This window comes from Alloyangia pacifica, assembly GCF_020524285.1.
GTDB lineage: Bacteria > Pseudomonadota > Alphaproteobacteria > Rhodobacterales > Rhodobacteraceae > Salipiger > Salipiger pacificus_B.
Map to the genome: position 1 here is coordinate 206,647 of NZ_JAIVKX010000010.1, position 13,474 is coordinate 220,120.

The 13,474-nt window shown below is 69.6% G+C and carries 9 protein-coding genes; 5 read left to right on the top strand and 4 right to left on the bottom strand.

Features of this window, described 5'->3' with window-relative positions; all coding sequences use genetic code 11:
• Positions 1–148: 148 nt before the first annotated feature.
• Positions 149–3,604, top strand: a complete 3,456-nt coding sequence (smc, locus tag LC039_RS15610; protein WP_226626062.1) for a chromosome segregation protein SMC — start codon at positions 149–151, stop codon at positions 3,602–3,604.
• 134 nt (positions 3,605–3,738) lie between these two features.
• On the opposite strand, the gene panC is transcribed toward smc, so the two are convergent.
• Entirely contained in the window at positions 3,739–4,584 is an 846-nt protein-coding gene (gene panC, locus LC039_RS15615; RefSeq protein WP_226626064.1) for a pantoate--beta-alanine ligase, read from the bottom strand.
• Positions 4,581–5,414, bottom strand: a complete 834-nt coding sequence (gene panB / locus LC039_RS15620; protein WP_226626066.1) for a 3-methyl-2-oxobutanoate hydroxymethyltransferase — start codon at positions 5,412–5,414, stop codon at positions 4,581–4,583. The genes panC and panB overlap by 4 nt, the downstream gene beginning before the upstream one ends.
• A 169-nt stretch (positions 5,415–5,583) precedes the next feature.
• On the opposite strand from panB, the gene LC039_RS15625 reads away from it, so the two are divergent.
• Entirely contained in the window at positions 5,584–7,065 is a 1,482-nt protein-coding gene (locus LC039_RS15625) for an ABC transporter substrate-binding protein (RefSeq protein ID WP_226626068.1), read from the top strand.
• Between the two features lie 169 nt (positions 7,066–7,234).
• On the opposite strand, the gene LC039_RS15630 is transcribed toward LC039_RS15625, so the two are convergent.
• Together LC039_RS15630 and LC039_RS15635 are read right to left on the bottom strand one after the other, a co-directional pair.
• Positions 7,235–8,512, bottom strand: coding sequence for an acetylornithine deacetylase/succinyl-diaminopimelate desuccinylase family protein (locus LC039_RS15630; protein WP_226626070.1), 1,278 nt, complete (start codon positions 8,510–8,512; stop codon positions 7,235–7,237).
• Between the two features lie 88 nt (positions 8,513–8,600).
• Complete coding sequence (locus LC039_RS15635; protein WP_226626072.1) at positions 8,601–9,548, bottom strand: DUF2125 domain-containing protein; 948 nt, start codon at positions 9,546–9,548, stop codon at positions 8,601–8,603.
• A gap of 65 nt (positions 9,549–9,613) precedes the next feature.
• Here LC039_RS15635 and LC039_RS15640 point away from each other — a divergent pair, with 65 nt between their 5' ends.
• Genes LC039_RS15640 through LC039_RS15650 form a run of 3 tightly spaced genes read left to right on the top strand, consistent with a single transcriptional unit; the run spans position 9,614 to position 13,333 of the window.
• On the top strand, positions 9,614–10,156 hold the full coding sequence (locus LC039_RS15640; protein ID WP_226626073.1) for a gamma-glutamylcyclotransferase: 543 nt from the start codon (positions 9,614–9,616) through the stop codon (positions 10,154–10,156).
• A gap of 54 nt (positions 10,157–10,210) precedes the next feature.
• Complete coding sequence (locus tag LC039_RS15645) at positions 10,211–11,428, top strand: biopolymer transporter ExbB (RefSeq protein ID WP_226626076.1); 1,218 nt, start codon at positions 10,211–10,213, stop codon at positions 11,426–11,428.
• Between the two features lie 3 nt (positions 11,429–11,431).
• The gene (locus LC039_RS15650; protein ID WP_226626079.1) at positions 11,432–13,333 is read left to right on the top strand and encodes a peptidoglycan -binding protein; all 1,902 of its coding nucleotides are present in this window, start codon (positions 11,432–11,434) and stop codon (positions 13,331–13,333) included.
• The last annotated feature ends 141 nt before the right edge of the window (positions 13,334–13,474 follow it).

Consider the following 13,474-nt stretch of genomic DNA (forward strand, 5'->3'; position numbering starts at 1 on the left):
GCGCCACGGTCAACCCACAAAGATAGCGCGGTTCCCGCAATATCTTGTGGACAACTGGCAGCCGCCCGCCACATCCGGTGTAAAGCGTTTGACTTGTGCCCCCACCGGGCGGCAAATTTGGAAATATCTTCGGAATCAGGGCTACGCTTTGCAGTTCACACGGCTTCGACTGACGGGCTTCAAGAGCTTCGTCGACCCCACGGACCTCGTCATCGCCGACGGGCTGACCGGGGTCGTCGGGCCGAACGGCTGCGGCAAGTCCAACCTGCTCGAGGCGCTGCGCTGGGTCATGGGCGAAAACCGCGCCAAGGCGATGCGCGGCGCGGGCATGGAAGACGTGATCTTCGCCGGTGCTCATTCGCGCCCCGCCCGCAACTTCGCCGAGGTGGCGCTGACCATCGACAACGGCGACCGGCTCGCCCCTGCGGGCTTCAACGACCAGGACCAGCTGGAGATCGTGCGGCGGATCACCCGCGACGTCGGCTCGGCCTACAAGGTCAACGCCAAGGACGTGCGGGCGCGCGACGTCCAGATGCTCTTCGCCGACGCCTCGACCGGGGCGCATTCGCCCGCGCTGGTGCGGCAGGGGCAGATCTCCGAACTGATCAACGCCAAGCCGAAGAACCGCCGCCGCATCCTCGAGGAGGCCGCGGGCATCTCGGGGCTCTACCAGCGCCGCCACGAGGCGGAGCTGAAGCTGAACAACACCGAGGCCAACCTGCTGCGCGTCGACGACGTGATCGAGCAGCTTGCATCGCAGCTCGGGACGCTTGACCGGCAGGCCCGGCAGGCGCAGCGCTACCGCGCCATCGGCACCGAGCTGCGGCAGGTCGAGGGGCTGCTGCTGTATCGCCGCTGGATGGAGGCCGAAGAGGCCCGGCAGGCGGCAGAGACCGTGCTGCGCGGCCTTGTCACCGCCGCCGCCCAGGCCGAGAGCGCCGCCCGCGCCGCCGAGCGCGCGCGCGCCGAGCGCGACGAGGCCCTGCCACCGCTGCGCGAGGAGGAGGCCATCGCCGCCGCCATCCTGCAGCGCCTGGCGGTGCAGCGCGACGCGCTGGCCGAGCAGGAAGCGCGGGCGCTGGATACCATCGAGACGCTGACCCGGCGGATCGAGCAGATCGGCCTCGACATCGAGCGCGAGGGCGCGCTCAACCGCGATGCCGGCGAGACCATCGCGCAACTCGAATGGGAGGCGCGCGAGCTGGCCAAGGCCGCCGAGGGGCATGACGAACGGCTGGCGGATGCCGCAGATGCCGCGTCCGAGGCCTCGGACGTGCTGCAGGATCGCGAAGCGGCGCTGACCCAGCAGACCGAGGACGTGGCGCGGCTGGCCGCCCGCCACCAGTCGGCGCACCGCTACCTCGCTGACCTGCGCCAGGCGCTGGTCCGCCACGAGGGCGAGGCCGGCAAGGCGCGCGATGCCGTGGCCGAGGCGCGCGGCAAGCTGACCGAGGCAACCGGCGCCATGGAAGACGCGCAGGCGCGGTCCGAGGCGGCGCAGACCATGGCCGCCCGCGCCGAGGAACTGCTGGCGCAGGCCGACGAGGCCCGCACCGACTGCCAGTCGCGCGAGGCGGAGGCCCGGGCCGAGCGTTCCGAGGCCGAAGGCGAAGCCAGCGCGCTGCGCGCCGAGGTCGGCGCGCTCACCCGGCTGCTCGAACGTGACACCGCCGAGGGCGGGCAGGTGCTCGACCGTCTGCAGGTGGCCCAGGGCTTCGAGAAGGCGCTCGGCGCGGCGCTCGCCGACGACCTGCGCGCGCCCGAGGTGGGTGCGGGTGGGGCTTCGGGCTGGGTGGAACTGCCGCGCTACGAGAGCCAGCAGATGCTGCCCGAAGGGGTGCGCGCGCTGTCGCAGCATGTCTCCGTCCCGGGCGTGCTGATGCGGCGGATGAGCCAGATTGGCCTCGTGGACCGGGCCGAGGGCGACCAGCTGCAGCCGCAGTTGAAACCCGGCCAGCGGCTGGTCAGCCGCGAAGGCGATCTCTGGCGCTGGGACGGCTTCCGCGCCGGCGCCGAGGATGCGCCGTCAGCCGCTGCGCTGCGGCTCGAGCAGCTCAACCGGCTCGAGGTTCTGAAGGCCGAACTGGACCGCGCCGAGGCGCAGGTCGAGGCCACGCGCCTGGCGCATGATGCGCTGGTCGCGCGGCTTGCCGATCTCACCCGTGCCGACAAGGTGGCGCGCGAGACCCGGCGCGAGGCCGACCGCGAGGTCAACGAGGCGATGCGCGCCTTCAACCGGGCCGAAAGCGAGCGCAGCATGGCCGAGAGCCGGCTGGAAAGCGTTGGGCTGGCGGTGAGCCGCCACGAGGGCGAGGCCGAGGCGGCGCGCAAGCAGGTGCTCGAGGCCGAGCGCGGCCTGTCGGAGCTGGGCGATCTGGAAAGCGCCCGGGCGCTGGCCGAGGACGTGCGGATGACCGTCGAGGCGGCGCGCATGACCATGTTGACCCGCCGCTCGGCGCATGACGAGCTGCGCCGCGAGGGCGAGGCGCGCAAGGGCCGGCAGCAGACCGTGACCAAGGAGCTCTCGGGCTGGCGTCATCGTCTCGACACCGCCGAGAAGCGCAGCGCCGAGCTTTCGGATCGCAAGGCGACGCACGAACGGGAACTGGCCGAGGCGCGGGCGGTGCCGGACGAACTGGCTGGCAAGCGCGACGAGCTTGCCCGCTCGATCGAGGAAGCCGAGGAGCGCCGCGCTGCCGCCGCCGACATGCTGTCGGCCGCCGAGAGCGCCATGCGTGCCGCCATCGCCGCCGAGCGGGACGCGGAGCGCGCCGCCTCCGAGGCGCGCGAGGCGCGCGCGGGCGCAGAAGCCCGCGTCGAGGCTGCGCGCGAGACGGTGACCGCCGCCGCCGAGCGAATCGAGGAAGAGCAGGAGACCACCCCCGAGAAGCTGCTGGCCCGGCTCGACATGGCGCCCTCGGACATGCCCGCCTCCGAGACGATCGAGGCCGACGTGAACCGGCTCAAGCGCCAGCGCGACGCACTCGGCGCGGTCAACCTGCGCGCCGAGGAGGACGCCCGCGAGGTGCGGACCGAGCACGAGACGCTGGTGCAGGAAAAGACCGACCTCGAGGAAGCGGTGCGCACCCTGCGCGCGGGCATCTCCTCGCTCAACCGCGAGGGGCGCGAGCGGCTGCTGACCGCCTTCGAGCAGGTGAACGCCAACTTCCGCACGCTCTTCACCCACCTGTTCAATGGCGGCGAAGCGAACCTCGTCATGGTCGAGAGCGACGATCCGCTCGAGGCCGGGCTCGAGATCATGTGCCAACCGCCGGGAAAGAAGCTCTCGACGCTCTCGCTCCTCTCGGGCGGCGAGCAGACGCTGACCGCGCTGGCGCTGATCTTCGCGGTGTTCCTCGCCAACCCGGCGCCGATCTGCGTGCTCGACGAGGTCGACGCGCCGCTCGACGATGCCAACGTCACGCGCTTCTGCGACCTGCTCGACGAGATGTGCCGCCGCACCGAGACGCGCTTCCTGATCATCACGCACCACGCGGTGACCATGAGCCGGATGGACCGGCTCTTCGGCGTGACCATGCAGGAGCAGGGCGTCAGCCAGCTCGTCTCGGTGGACCTGAAGAAGGCGGAACGGCTGGTCGCCTGACCCCGCCTGCGCCTGCGGCCCTGCCTGGCCTGCCTCCGACGGGGATTTTTTCCACCCAGACGAAGGGGCGACTTCGTCTCTTCGTCTAGACCGAAATATCCCGGGGGTCCGGGGGCAGCGCCTCCGGCCTGGCCTCACCCTACCGCGATATTGTCGATCAGCCGCACCCCGCCCAGCCAGGCGGCGGCGAGCAGGCGGGCAGGCCGGGTGGGATGTTCCAGTGGCGCGAGCCCGTCCGCGCCGCGCAGCTCGATGTATTCGACCTCGGAAAAACCTGCCTCGTGCAGCGCCGCCTCGGCCTGGAAGCGCACCGGCCCGAGGCTTTCCCCCTCGGCCAGCCGTTCGGCCACCTGCCGCATCACCCGGTTCAGCGCCGGGGCGGCGGCGCGGGTCCCGGACGGCAGCAGCACGTTGCGCGACGACAGCGCCAGCCCGTCAGGCTCGCGCACGGTGGGGCAGCCGATGACCTCGGTCAGCAGGTCGAGATCGCGCGCCATGCGGGTGACCACCTGCAACTGCTGGTAGTCCTTCTCGCCGAAATAGGCGCGGTCGGCGAGGGTCTGCAGGAAGAGCTTGGCGCAGACCGTGGTGACACCGTCGAAATGCCCCGGCCGGTGCGAGCCGCACAGCCCGTCGGTGAGGCCGGAGACGGTGACCGCGGTGGCGAAACCCTCGGGGTAGATCTCCTCCGGTCCCGGCACGTAGATCGCATCGACCGCGAAAGGCGCGAGCTTCTCGGCATCGGACTCCTCGGTGCGCGGGTAGCTCTCGAGATCGGAGGGATTGTTGAACTGCTTGGGGTTCACGAAGATCGTCACGATTACCCGGTCGCAATCCGCCTTGGCGGCCTCCACGAGGCTCAGGTGCCCGGCGTGCAGCGCGCCCATGGTAGGCACCACGCCGATGGTCTCGCCGGCGCGTTTCCAGCCCAGCACGGCGTCGCGCAGCGCCGCCTTGGTCCGCAGGATGGGAGGGGTCATGTCTTGGTCTCCGGAGCCTCTTCGGCGAAGACGTGCTCGGGTCCGGGGAATTCCCGGGCGCGCACCTCGGCCGCATATTCCTCGATCGCCGCCTCGGCCTGGTGACCGAGCGCCGCGTAGCGTTTCACGAATTTCGGCTTGAAGGCGGTGAAGGCCCCCAGCATGTCGTCGACCACGAGGATCTGCCCGTCGCAGCCCGCCGAGGCGCCGATGCCGATGGTGGGGATCGGCAACTCGGCGGTGAGCCGGTCGGCGAGCGCCGCGGGCACCTTCTCCAGCACCACGGCGAAGGCCCCGGCCTCCGCGACGGCGCGGGCGTCGGCGACCAGCGCCTCGGCGGCGGCGCCGCGGCCCTGCACCTTGTAGCCGCCCAGCGTGTTGATCGATTGCGGTGTGAGGCCGACGTGGCCCATCACCGGGATGCCGCGCTGCACGAGAAAGCGGATGGTCTGTGCCATGTGCCTGCCGCCCTCGAGCTTGACCGCCGCGGCGCCGGTCTCGGCCATGATCCGTGCGGCATTGCGAAAGGCCTGCTGCGGGCCTTCCTCGTAGCTGCCGAAGGGCATGTCCACGACCATCATCGCCTTTTCGAGGCCGCGCTTCACCGCCTGGCCGTGCAGGATCATCATCTCCAGCGTGACGCCCAGCGTCGAGGGCAGCCCGTGCAGCACCATGCCGACGGAATCCCCGACCAGCACGAAGTCGCAATGGGCGTCCATCGACTGCGCCATCGGGGTGGTATAGGCGGTGAGGCTGACCAGCGGGACGCCGCCCTTGCGGGCGCGGATGTCCTCGGGCAGCGGGGCGCTCTTGCGGGCCGTGGCGCTCATCGGCGTCTCCTCTCGTCGCGGCTGCACATCGGGGCTGGCGCCGTTTAGCAGGCCGGGACGCTTCGATCCAGAGAGCAAACCGTGTCGCCGCTTGCACAAACGGGAAATTTGCGGGCAGTCTTGACCGAACGTCCGCTTGCCCGGTCCCGACACAGGAGTTGCCATCCCGATGATCCGTTCGATCTCACGTCTCAGTCTCTCGCTCGCCGCGCTGCTGCTCGGTTCTGCCGCCTTTGCCCAGCAGGACGACCTGATCATCGCGCTGCAGCTCGAGCCGCCGCATCTCGATCCGACCTCCGCCGCCGCCGGGGCCATCGACTCGGTGCTCTACGCCAATGTCTTCGAGGGGCTGACGAAATTCACCGAGGACGGCTCGATCGCGCCCAGTCTCGCCGAGACCTGGGATATTTCCGAGGATGGCACCAGCTACACCTTCCACCTGCACGAGGGCGTGACCTTCCACGACGGCACAACGATGGACGCGGAGGACGTGAAGTTCACCCTCGGCCGTGCCCGCGCCGAGGACAGCCAGAACGCCCAGAAGGCGCTTTTCGCCGGCATCGAGGAGGTCACGGTGATCGATCCGCTGACGGTGCAGGTCACGCTCAAGGCCCCTGACGGGGCGTTCCTCTTCAACATGGCCTGGGGAGACGCGGTGATCGTGGCGCCCGAAAGCATCGAGGGCATCAAGGCGCAGCCGGTCGGCACGGGGCCCTTCACCTTCGCCAGCTGGACGCAGGGCGACAGCATCAGCCTCAGCCGCAACCCGGACTACTGGGGCGAGGCCCCGGCGCTGAGCAAGGCCACCTTCCGCTTCATCTCCGACCCGACGGCGGCCTTTGCCGCGATGATGGCGCAGGACATCGACGCCTATGCCGGGTTCCCGGCGCCCGAGAACCTGCCGCAGTTCGAGGCCGACCCGCGCTTCCAGGTGCTGGTGGGCTCGACCGAGGGCGAGACCATCCTGGCGATGAACAATGGGCTCGAGCCCTTCGACGACCCGCTGGTGCGCGAGGCGGTGGCTCATGCCATCGACCGGCAGGCGATCATCGACGGCGCCATGTTCGGCCTCGGCACGCCGATCGGCACGCATTTCGCGCCGCACAACCCCGACTACGTGGATCTGACCGGCCTGTCGGATTACGATCCCGAGAAAGCCAAGACGCTGCTCGCCGACGCGGGCTACCCCGACGGTTTCACCACGACGCTGAAACTGCCGCCGCCCTCCTACGCGCGCCGCGGCGGCGAGATCATCGCGGCGCAGCTGCGCGCGGTGGGCATCCAGACCGAGATCACCAACCTCGAATGGGCGCAATGGCTCGAGGAGGTGTTCCGGGGCAAGGACTTCGGCCTGACCATCGTCAGCCACACAGAGCCGATGGACATCAATATCTACGCCCGGCCCGACTATTACTTCCAGTATGATAATCCGAGCTTCCAGGAGCTGATGGCCCGGCTTGCCGCCACCACCGATCCCGCGGCGCGCTCGGAGATGCTGAAGGAGGCGGAGACGGTCATCGCCGAGGATCACGTCAACGCCTTCCTCTTCCAGCTTGCCTTCCCGACCATCGCGGATGCCAAGCTGCACGGGCTGTGGAAGAACCAGCCGACGCAGGCGACCGACCTGACGGGTGTCTACTGGGAGGAGTGACCTACTGGGAGGAGTGACCGCAAGCCGGGGGCGCTGCCCCCGGACCGCCGGGATATTTGGGTCTCGGCGAAGGGCCGAGGACTGGCGCAGCGGGCGTGCGCTTCGTCTAGATGAAAAATATCCCCGCCGGAGGCCGGCCCGAGCGGCCCGCCCGTGCGGCCCTCGGCGATCAGCGCAGCAGCAGGCGCTCCAGGCTGCGGGCCATGACCCGGGCGCTGTCGAGCATGTCGGTGACGCCGATCCACTCGTCGGGCTTATGCGCCAGTTCCAGAACGCCCGGCCCGTAGGCGATGCAGTTCTTCAGCTTGCCGATCCGGTCGATGTGCTTCTGGTCGTAGCTGCCGGGCGAGGCGACGTAGGTGGCGTCCTGCCCGAGCACCTCGCGGATCGCCTCGGCGACGGTGGTGACCACCGGGGCCGACTTCTCGGTCATCGAGGGGATGACGCGGTTGAGTTCCCGTATTTCGTAGTCGAAGTTCGCACGGCGCGATTTCAGGTCCTCGAGCAGGGTGATGACCTCCTGCTGCACGCCTTCCACCGTCTCCTCGATCAGGAAGCGCCGGTCGATCACGATGCGGCAGCTGTCGGGCACGCAATGCGCGGGCAGGCCCTCGTGCGTCTCGGCCTGGCCGCCGTGGATCGAATTGATGTTCATTGTCGAGTTGCGCGCGCCCTCGGGGACCACGGGCATCGCGGTGACGCGGGCGGCCATGGCGGGGAAGAGCGTCTCTTCGAAGGCGTCGAGCACCGCGCCCATGTGGCGGATCGCGCAATCGCCGAGGAAGGGCATGGAGCCATGGGCGATTTCGCCCTTGGTCTCGATCTCGGCCCACCATCCGCCGCGGTGGCCGAGGCAGATGCGGTGCTTGTCGAGCGGCTCGGGGATGATGACGTGCTGCACGCGGGCCGGGTCGAACCAGCCCTCTTTCGCCAGATGCGCAACGCCGCCATAGCCGCCGGACTCCTCGTCCGCCGTGGCGCTGATCTCCACCGCGCCGGCGAAATCCGGATGCTGTTCGAGAAAGGCTTCGGCGGCAATGATCGAGGCGGCGAGCCCGCCCTTCATGTCGCAGGTGCCGCGGCCGTAGATGCGGTCGCCCTCGAGCGCGCCGCCGAAGGGGTCGCGGGTCCAGCCGGCACCCACCTCGACCACGTCGTGATGCGAGTTGAAATGCACGCAGTCGCCGGGGCGCGGGCCCTCGCGGCGGGCAACGATGTTCCAGCGTGGGTATGTTGCGCTGTCGCCGGGCGCGCCCTCGGCCCGCACCAGCGTGCAGGCGAAGCCGCGCGCCGAGAGCCGCCGCTCGAGGTAGTCGCAGACGTCGCGGTAATATTGCCCCGGCGGGTTCAGCGTCGGGATGCGGACGAGGTCCTGCGTCAGCGCGATCAGATCGTCACGCTTGTCGTCGATGCGGGTGTCCATGCGGGAGGCGAGAGCGTCGGTCATATGCGCACTCTTCCCGGCTTTGCCGCGCCGCGCAAGCGTGGCGGCGCGGGCCGGGAGATTGGGTTCGTGGGCGCGGCCCCGGAAAGGCTCAGGGGAAGCGCAGCCGCGGCGCCTCGCCGAGCGGGATCGGACCCAGCCGGGCGATGCCCCCGTCGAGCGTCAGCGGCAGGTCGAGCGTGTCGCGGTTGCCCGAGAGCCCGGCGACGAGGCCGAGCCCGTCCTCGAGCGCCTGTGCCATGCCCTCGGGAAGCTGGCCGCTCTGCCGCGCCATGTCGATCATCTCGCGCCAGTTCACCGCCTTGACGGTCACCTGCCCGTCGAGCCGGCCGTTGTCGTCCACGTCGACATCGCCCGCCATCTTCAGTTGCAGGTCGTCGACCTTGTACTCGGCGAGCCGCAGGTCCACGCGCAGCGGCTGCGGGTGCGGGCCCGCCTGCTTGCCGACGCGCAGCGGCAGGTCGGTGTCGAAGCCCGCATCGAGCCGGATGGCATCGGCCACGCGCCCGCCGGAGCCGGCGATCGCATCTGCGCCGACGGCGATGCGGTAGCTGGTCTCCTCGCCCTCGTCGCGGGTGAGCGCGGCGGTCAGCCCAGCCAGCGCCGCGGTGGTGGCGCCGGTGAGGTTGAGCGTGGCGCTCTCGAAATTGGCGCGCACGACGATGTCGCCTTCGTGGATGAAGCTGGCGCGCATCCCGTCCGAGGCGATCTCGGTTTCGCCAAGCTCGGTGGTCACGCGCATCTGCGGTGGGAAGGCGACGATCTCGTGCCCGAAGTTGTAGACCAGCCGGTAGATGTCGACGAAGGGCGCCTCCCAGCGCAGCCCTTCGGGGCTTGCAAGCACCACGCCGCTCAGCCGCGCATCGACGCGGTTCGGAAAGCCCTGGAACGAAAGATCGTCGTAGGTGGCGGTCCAGCCCTCGGCCCGGCGCGCCGCCATCCAGCCATCGATCGCCTTGCGCTCGAAATGCACCGAGACGAACCAGAAGCCGGACCAGGCCAGCGCCGCCACGATCACGGCAAACAACAGTTTCTTCACAACGCGCCCCTTTTCTGACGGACAGGATTGGTGTTTACAGCCGCCATGCGGAAAGGACCAGAATGATGGCACTTTGGGTCTTCGGCTACGGCTCACTTCTTTGGAACCCCGGCTTTCCGGTGGCCGAGAGCGTGCATGCCACGCTGCCGGGCTACCGGCGCTCCTTCTGCATGCGCTCGATCCACCACCGCGGCACCCCCGAGGCGCCCGGGCTGGTGCTGGCGCTGGATGCCGAGCACGAGGCCGCCTGCGACGGGCTGGCGCTGCGGGCGCAGCCGGGCACCGAGGGTGCGACGCTCGCCTACCTGCGCGAGCGCGAGCTGGTCTCGGCGGCCTATTACGAGGCCACGCTGCCGCTGACGCTGCAGGACGGGCGCGCGGTGGAGGCGGTGACCTACATCATCGACCCGGACCACGTGCAGTATTGCGGCGGGCTCGACCTCGAGGAGCAGGCGCGGATCATCGCGCAGGCGATCGGCGGGCGCGGTCCGAACAGCGAATATCTCTACAACACCGCCTCGCATCTCGAGCACCTGGGCATTCCTGATGCCGAGCTGCACTGGTTGGCCGACCGTGTGCGGGGTCTGACGGATAACGGCTTGGCTTGATTGGGGCGACGGCTTACGCTGCCGCGCAGAATAGTACAAATTCAGGTGCCCAGAATGGACCGACGCGACCTCGAGGCAGAGGCCCATTTCAGTCAGCCGGTCCGCCAGATCCTCTTGATGCTGGCGGTTCTCGGGCTGTGCGGTGCCGGCGCGGTGCTGGTGCTGCCGCGGGTGCTGCCGGTGTTCCAGTCGAACCCCTATCTCAACGGCTTCATCCTCTTCGTCTTCGTGCTCGGCGTGCTGGCGTGCTTCCTGCAGGTGGCGCAACTGATCGGCTCGGTGCGCTGGATCGAGGGCTTTGTCTCGGGCCGCGACGCCGGGGCGCGCCCGCCGCGCCTGCTGGCCCCGCTGGCGGCGCTGCTGCGGCGGCACGACAAGCGGCTGCAGATCACCACGACCTCGACCCGCTCGATCCTCGACTCGGTCGCGACCCGGATCGACGAGGCGCGCGAGATCACCCGCTACATCACCTCGCTGCTGATCTTCCTCGGCCTGCTGGGCACCTTCTACGGGCTCGCCACCACGGTTCCGGCGCTGGTCGACACCATCCGCAGCCTCGTGCCGGAAGAGGGCGAGAGCGGGGTGCAGACCTTCTCGCGCCTGATGAGCGGCCTCGAAGGCCAGCTCGGCGGCATGGGCGTGGCTTTCGCCTCCTCGCTTCTGGGTCTTGCCGGATCGCTGATCGTCGGCCTGCTGGAGCTTTTCGCCGGGCACGGCCAGAACCGCTTCTACCGCGAGCTCGAGGAATGGCTCAGCTCGATCACCAAGCTCAGCTTCAGCTCGGGCGAGGGTGAGGGCAGCGGCGACGAGGCGCTGATCGGCATGGTGCTCGACCAGATGAACGATCAGATGGCCCGGATGACCGCGCTCTACACCGAGAGCGAGCAGGGCCGCATGGAAGTCGAAGGCCGGCTCGGCCAGCTTGCCGACTCCATCGAGCGGATGACCGAGCGGCTCGAGGCCACGGCGCCCTCGTCGAACTCGCTGGCGCGGATCGCCGAGGGGCAGGAGCGCCTGATCGAGGTGCTGGAAAGCCGCGAGAGTGCCGAGGGGCTGGATGCAGAGAGCCGGATGCGCCTGCGCTCGATCGACGTGCAGATGCTGCGGCTGCTGGAAGAGGTGGCCGCCGGCCGGCAGGAGAGCATGGCCGAACTGCGCACGGACCTTGCCACGCTGACCCGCGTGCTTGGCCAGATCGCCCGCCCGCAGCAGGCGCCGCAGGTGCGCGCCGTGCGCCCGGGGCCGGCGCGCTCCGGCGGCTCCGAGGGCTGATCCATGGCCCTGTCACGCCGCACTGGGGCCCGTCTGCAGGCCAATATCTGGCCCGGTTTCGTCGATGCGATGACCGGGCTGCTGCTGGTGCTGATGTTCGTGCTCACCATCTTCATGGTGATCCAGTTCGTCCTGCGCGAGACCATCACCGGGCAGGAAACCGAACTCGACAGCCTGTCCGGCGAGCTGGCCTCTCTGGCGCAGGCGCTGGGGGTGCAGGAGCGCAAGAACACCGCGCTCACCAACCAGCTTGGTGAACTGGAGGCGACGCTCTCGGACAATGCCACGCAGCTGGCCGAACAGCAGTCGATCATCGCCGCGCTCACCGCGCAGCGTGACGCGCAGCAGGGCCGCATTGCATCCTTCGAGGAACAGGTGGCCTCGCTGATCGCCGAGCGCGACGGCGCGCAGCAGACCGTCTCCGAACTCACCGCGGAGACCGAGGCGCTGACCTCGGACCGAGATGCGCTGCAGACCGCGCTGGCTTCGGCCCGATCCGAGATGGATGACCAGGCCGAGGCGGCCCGGCTCGCAGCCGCGCAGCGCGAGGCGATGGAGGCGTTGATCGCCGACCTCCGGGCGCAGAACTCCGAGCAGGAGGTGCAGCTGGGCGGGCTCTCGTCGCAGGTCGACGCCTTGCAGCAGGATCTCACCGACGAGGAACAGCGGCGCCTGGCCGAGTCCGAGGCCGCCGCCGCGCTGCGCAAGCGGCTCGAGGGCGCGCAGGCCGAGCTGACCGCCATGACCCTCGCGCTCGAACAGCAGCGCAAGAAGGCCGAGGACACGCTGACCTTGCTTGCCGCCGCCCGCGAGGGCGAGTCCGAGCTGAACGCCCGTCTGGCCGCCGCGCTGGCCGCCGACAACAGCAACGAGCTGGAGGCGCGGATCGTCGCGCTGGAAAGCGAGCTTTCGGAGGCCGAGCAGAGCGGCGAGACCCAGTCCGGCCAGCTCGCCACGCTGCGCGACGAATTGACAACTGTGCGCGCCGAACGCGATGCGGCGCAGGTGAAGTTGGCCGAGGCGCTGGCGGCGCAGAGCGACGTGCAGCTCGACGCTCAGCAGGTGCGTGACCGGCTCGCCGCGGCTCTGGCCGCGAAGGCCGAGGCCGAGGCGAAGCTGGCCGAGGGGCTCAGCGACGACGAGCGTCAGCAGGCGCTGCTGGCACAGGCCCGCAAGGAGCTGGAGGCCAGCGACGACCGGGCCAGCGCGGCGCAGAAGCAGTCGGAACTGCTGAACCAGCAGGTCGCGGCGCTGCGCACGCAGCTCTCGCAATTGCAGGGGCTGCTCGACGACAGCCGCGAAAAGGACGCCGAGGCGCAGGTGCAAATCCAGAACCTCGGGTCCGACCTCAATGCCGCGCTTGCCCGCGTTGCCGCCGAGGAGCGCAAGCGCCGTCAGCTCGAGGAGGCCGAGCGCCAGCGGCTCGAGGCGCAGGCGCAGGATCTCGAACGCTACCGCTCGGAGTTCTTCGGCCGGCTGCGCGAGGTGGTGGGCCAGCAGGAGGGCGTGCGGATCGAGGGCGACCGCTTCGTCTTCTCTTCTGAGGTTCTCTTCCCGCCGGGCGGCGCGACGCTTTCGGCGGCGGGCGAGGCGGAGATCGCGAAGATCTCCGGGCTGATCCGCGCCATCGCGCAGGACATTCCGCCGGGCATCAACTGGATCCTGCGGGTCGACGGGCACACGGATGACACGCCGCTGCGCCCCGGTGCGCCCTTTGCGGATAACTGGGAACTGAGCCAGGCGCGGGCCCTGTCGGTGGTGCGTTACATGGTCGAGAACGAGGGCATCCCGCCGCAGCGGCTCTCGGCCAATGGGTTCGGGCAGTTCCAGCCGATCAATTCCGATGGCACCGCCGAGGCCAAGGCGCAGAACCGCCGGATCGAGCTCAAGCTGACCGAGAAGTAGGGCAGGGGCTTTTGTGCCCCATTTGCGTACGCTCCTCTAAGTGTTGTTCTCGGACACCGGACCGCAGAGCCATTTGAAGGCATCAGGCATCAGGCATCAGGCCGGGGTCACCCTTTGTGCGAGCATCGCGAGGGTAGGGCG

What these genes read in the sequence shown, in the direction of transcription:
- panC (WP_226626064.1), bottom strand. Translation starts at nt 4,584, where the DNA reads ATGACCCCTCCCATCCTGCGGACCAAGGCGGCGCTGCGCGACGCCGTG.
- panB (WP_226626066.1), bottom strand. Translation starts at nt 5,414, where the DNA reads ATGAGCGCCACGGCCCGCAAGAGCGCCCCGCTGCCCGAGGACATCCGC.
- LC039_RS15625 (WP_226626068.1), top strand. Translation starts at nt 5,584, where the DNA reads ATGATCCGTTCGATCTCACGTCTCAGTCTCTCGCTCGCCGCGCTGCTG.
- LC039_RS15650 (WP_226626079.1), top strand. Translation starts at nt 11,432, where the DNA reads ATGGCCCTGTCACGCCGCACTGGGGCCCGTCTGCAGGCCAATATCTGG.
- LC039_RS15630 (WP_226626070.1), bottom strand. Translation starts at nt 8,512, where the DNA reads ATGACCGACGCTCTCGCCTCCCGCATGGACACCCGCATCGACGACAAG.
- LC039_RS15640 (WP_226626073.1), top strand. Translation starts at nt 9,614, where the DNA reads ATGGCACTTTGGGTCTTCGGCTACGGCTCACTTCTTTGGAACCCCGGC.
- LC039_RS15645 (WP_226626076.1), top strand. Translation starts at nt 10,211, where the DNA reads ATGGACCGACGCGACCTCGAGGCAGAGGCCCATTTCAGTCAGCCGGTC.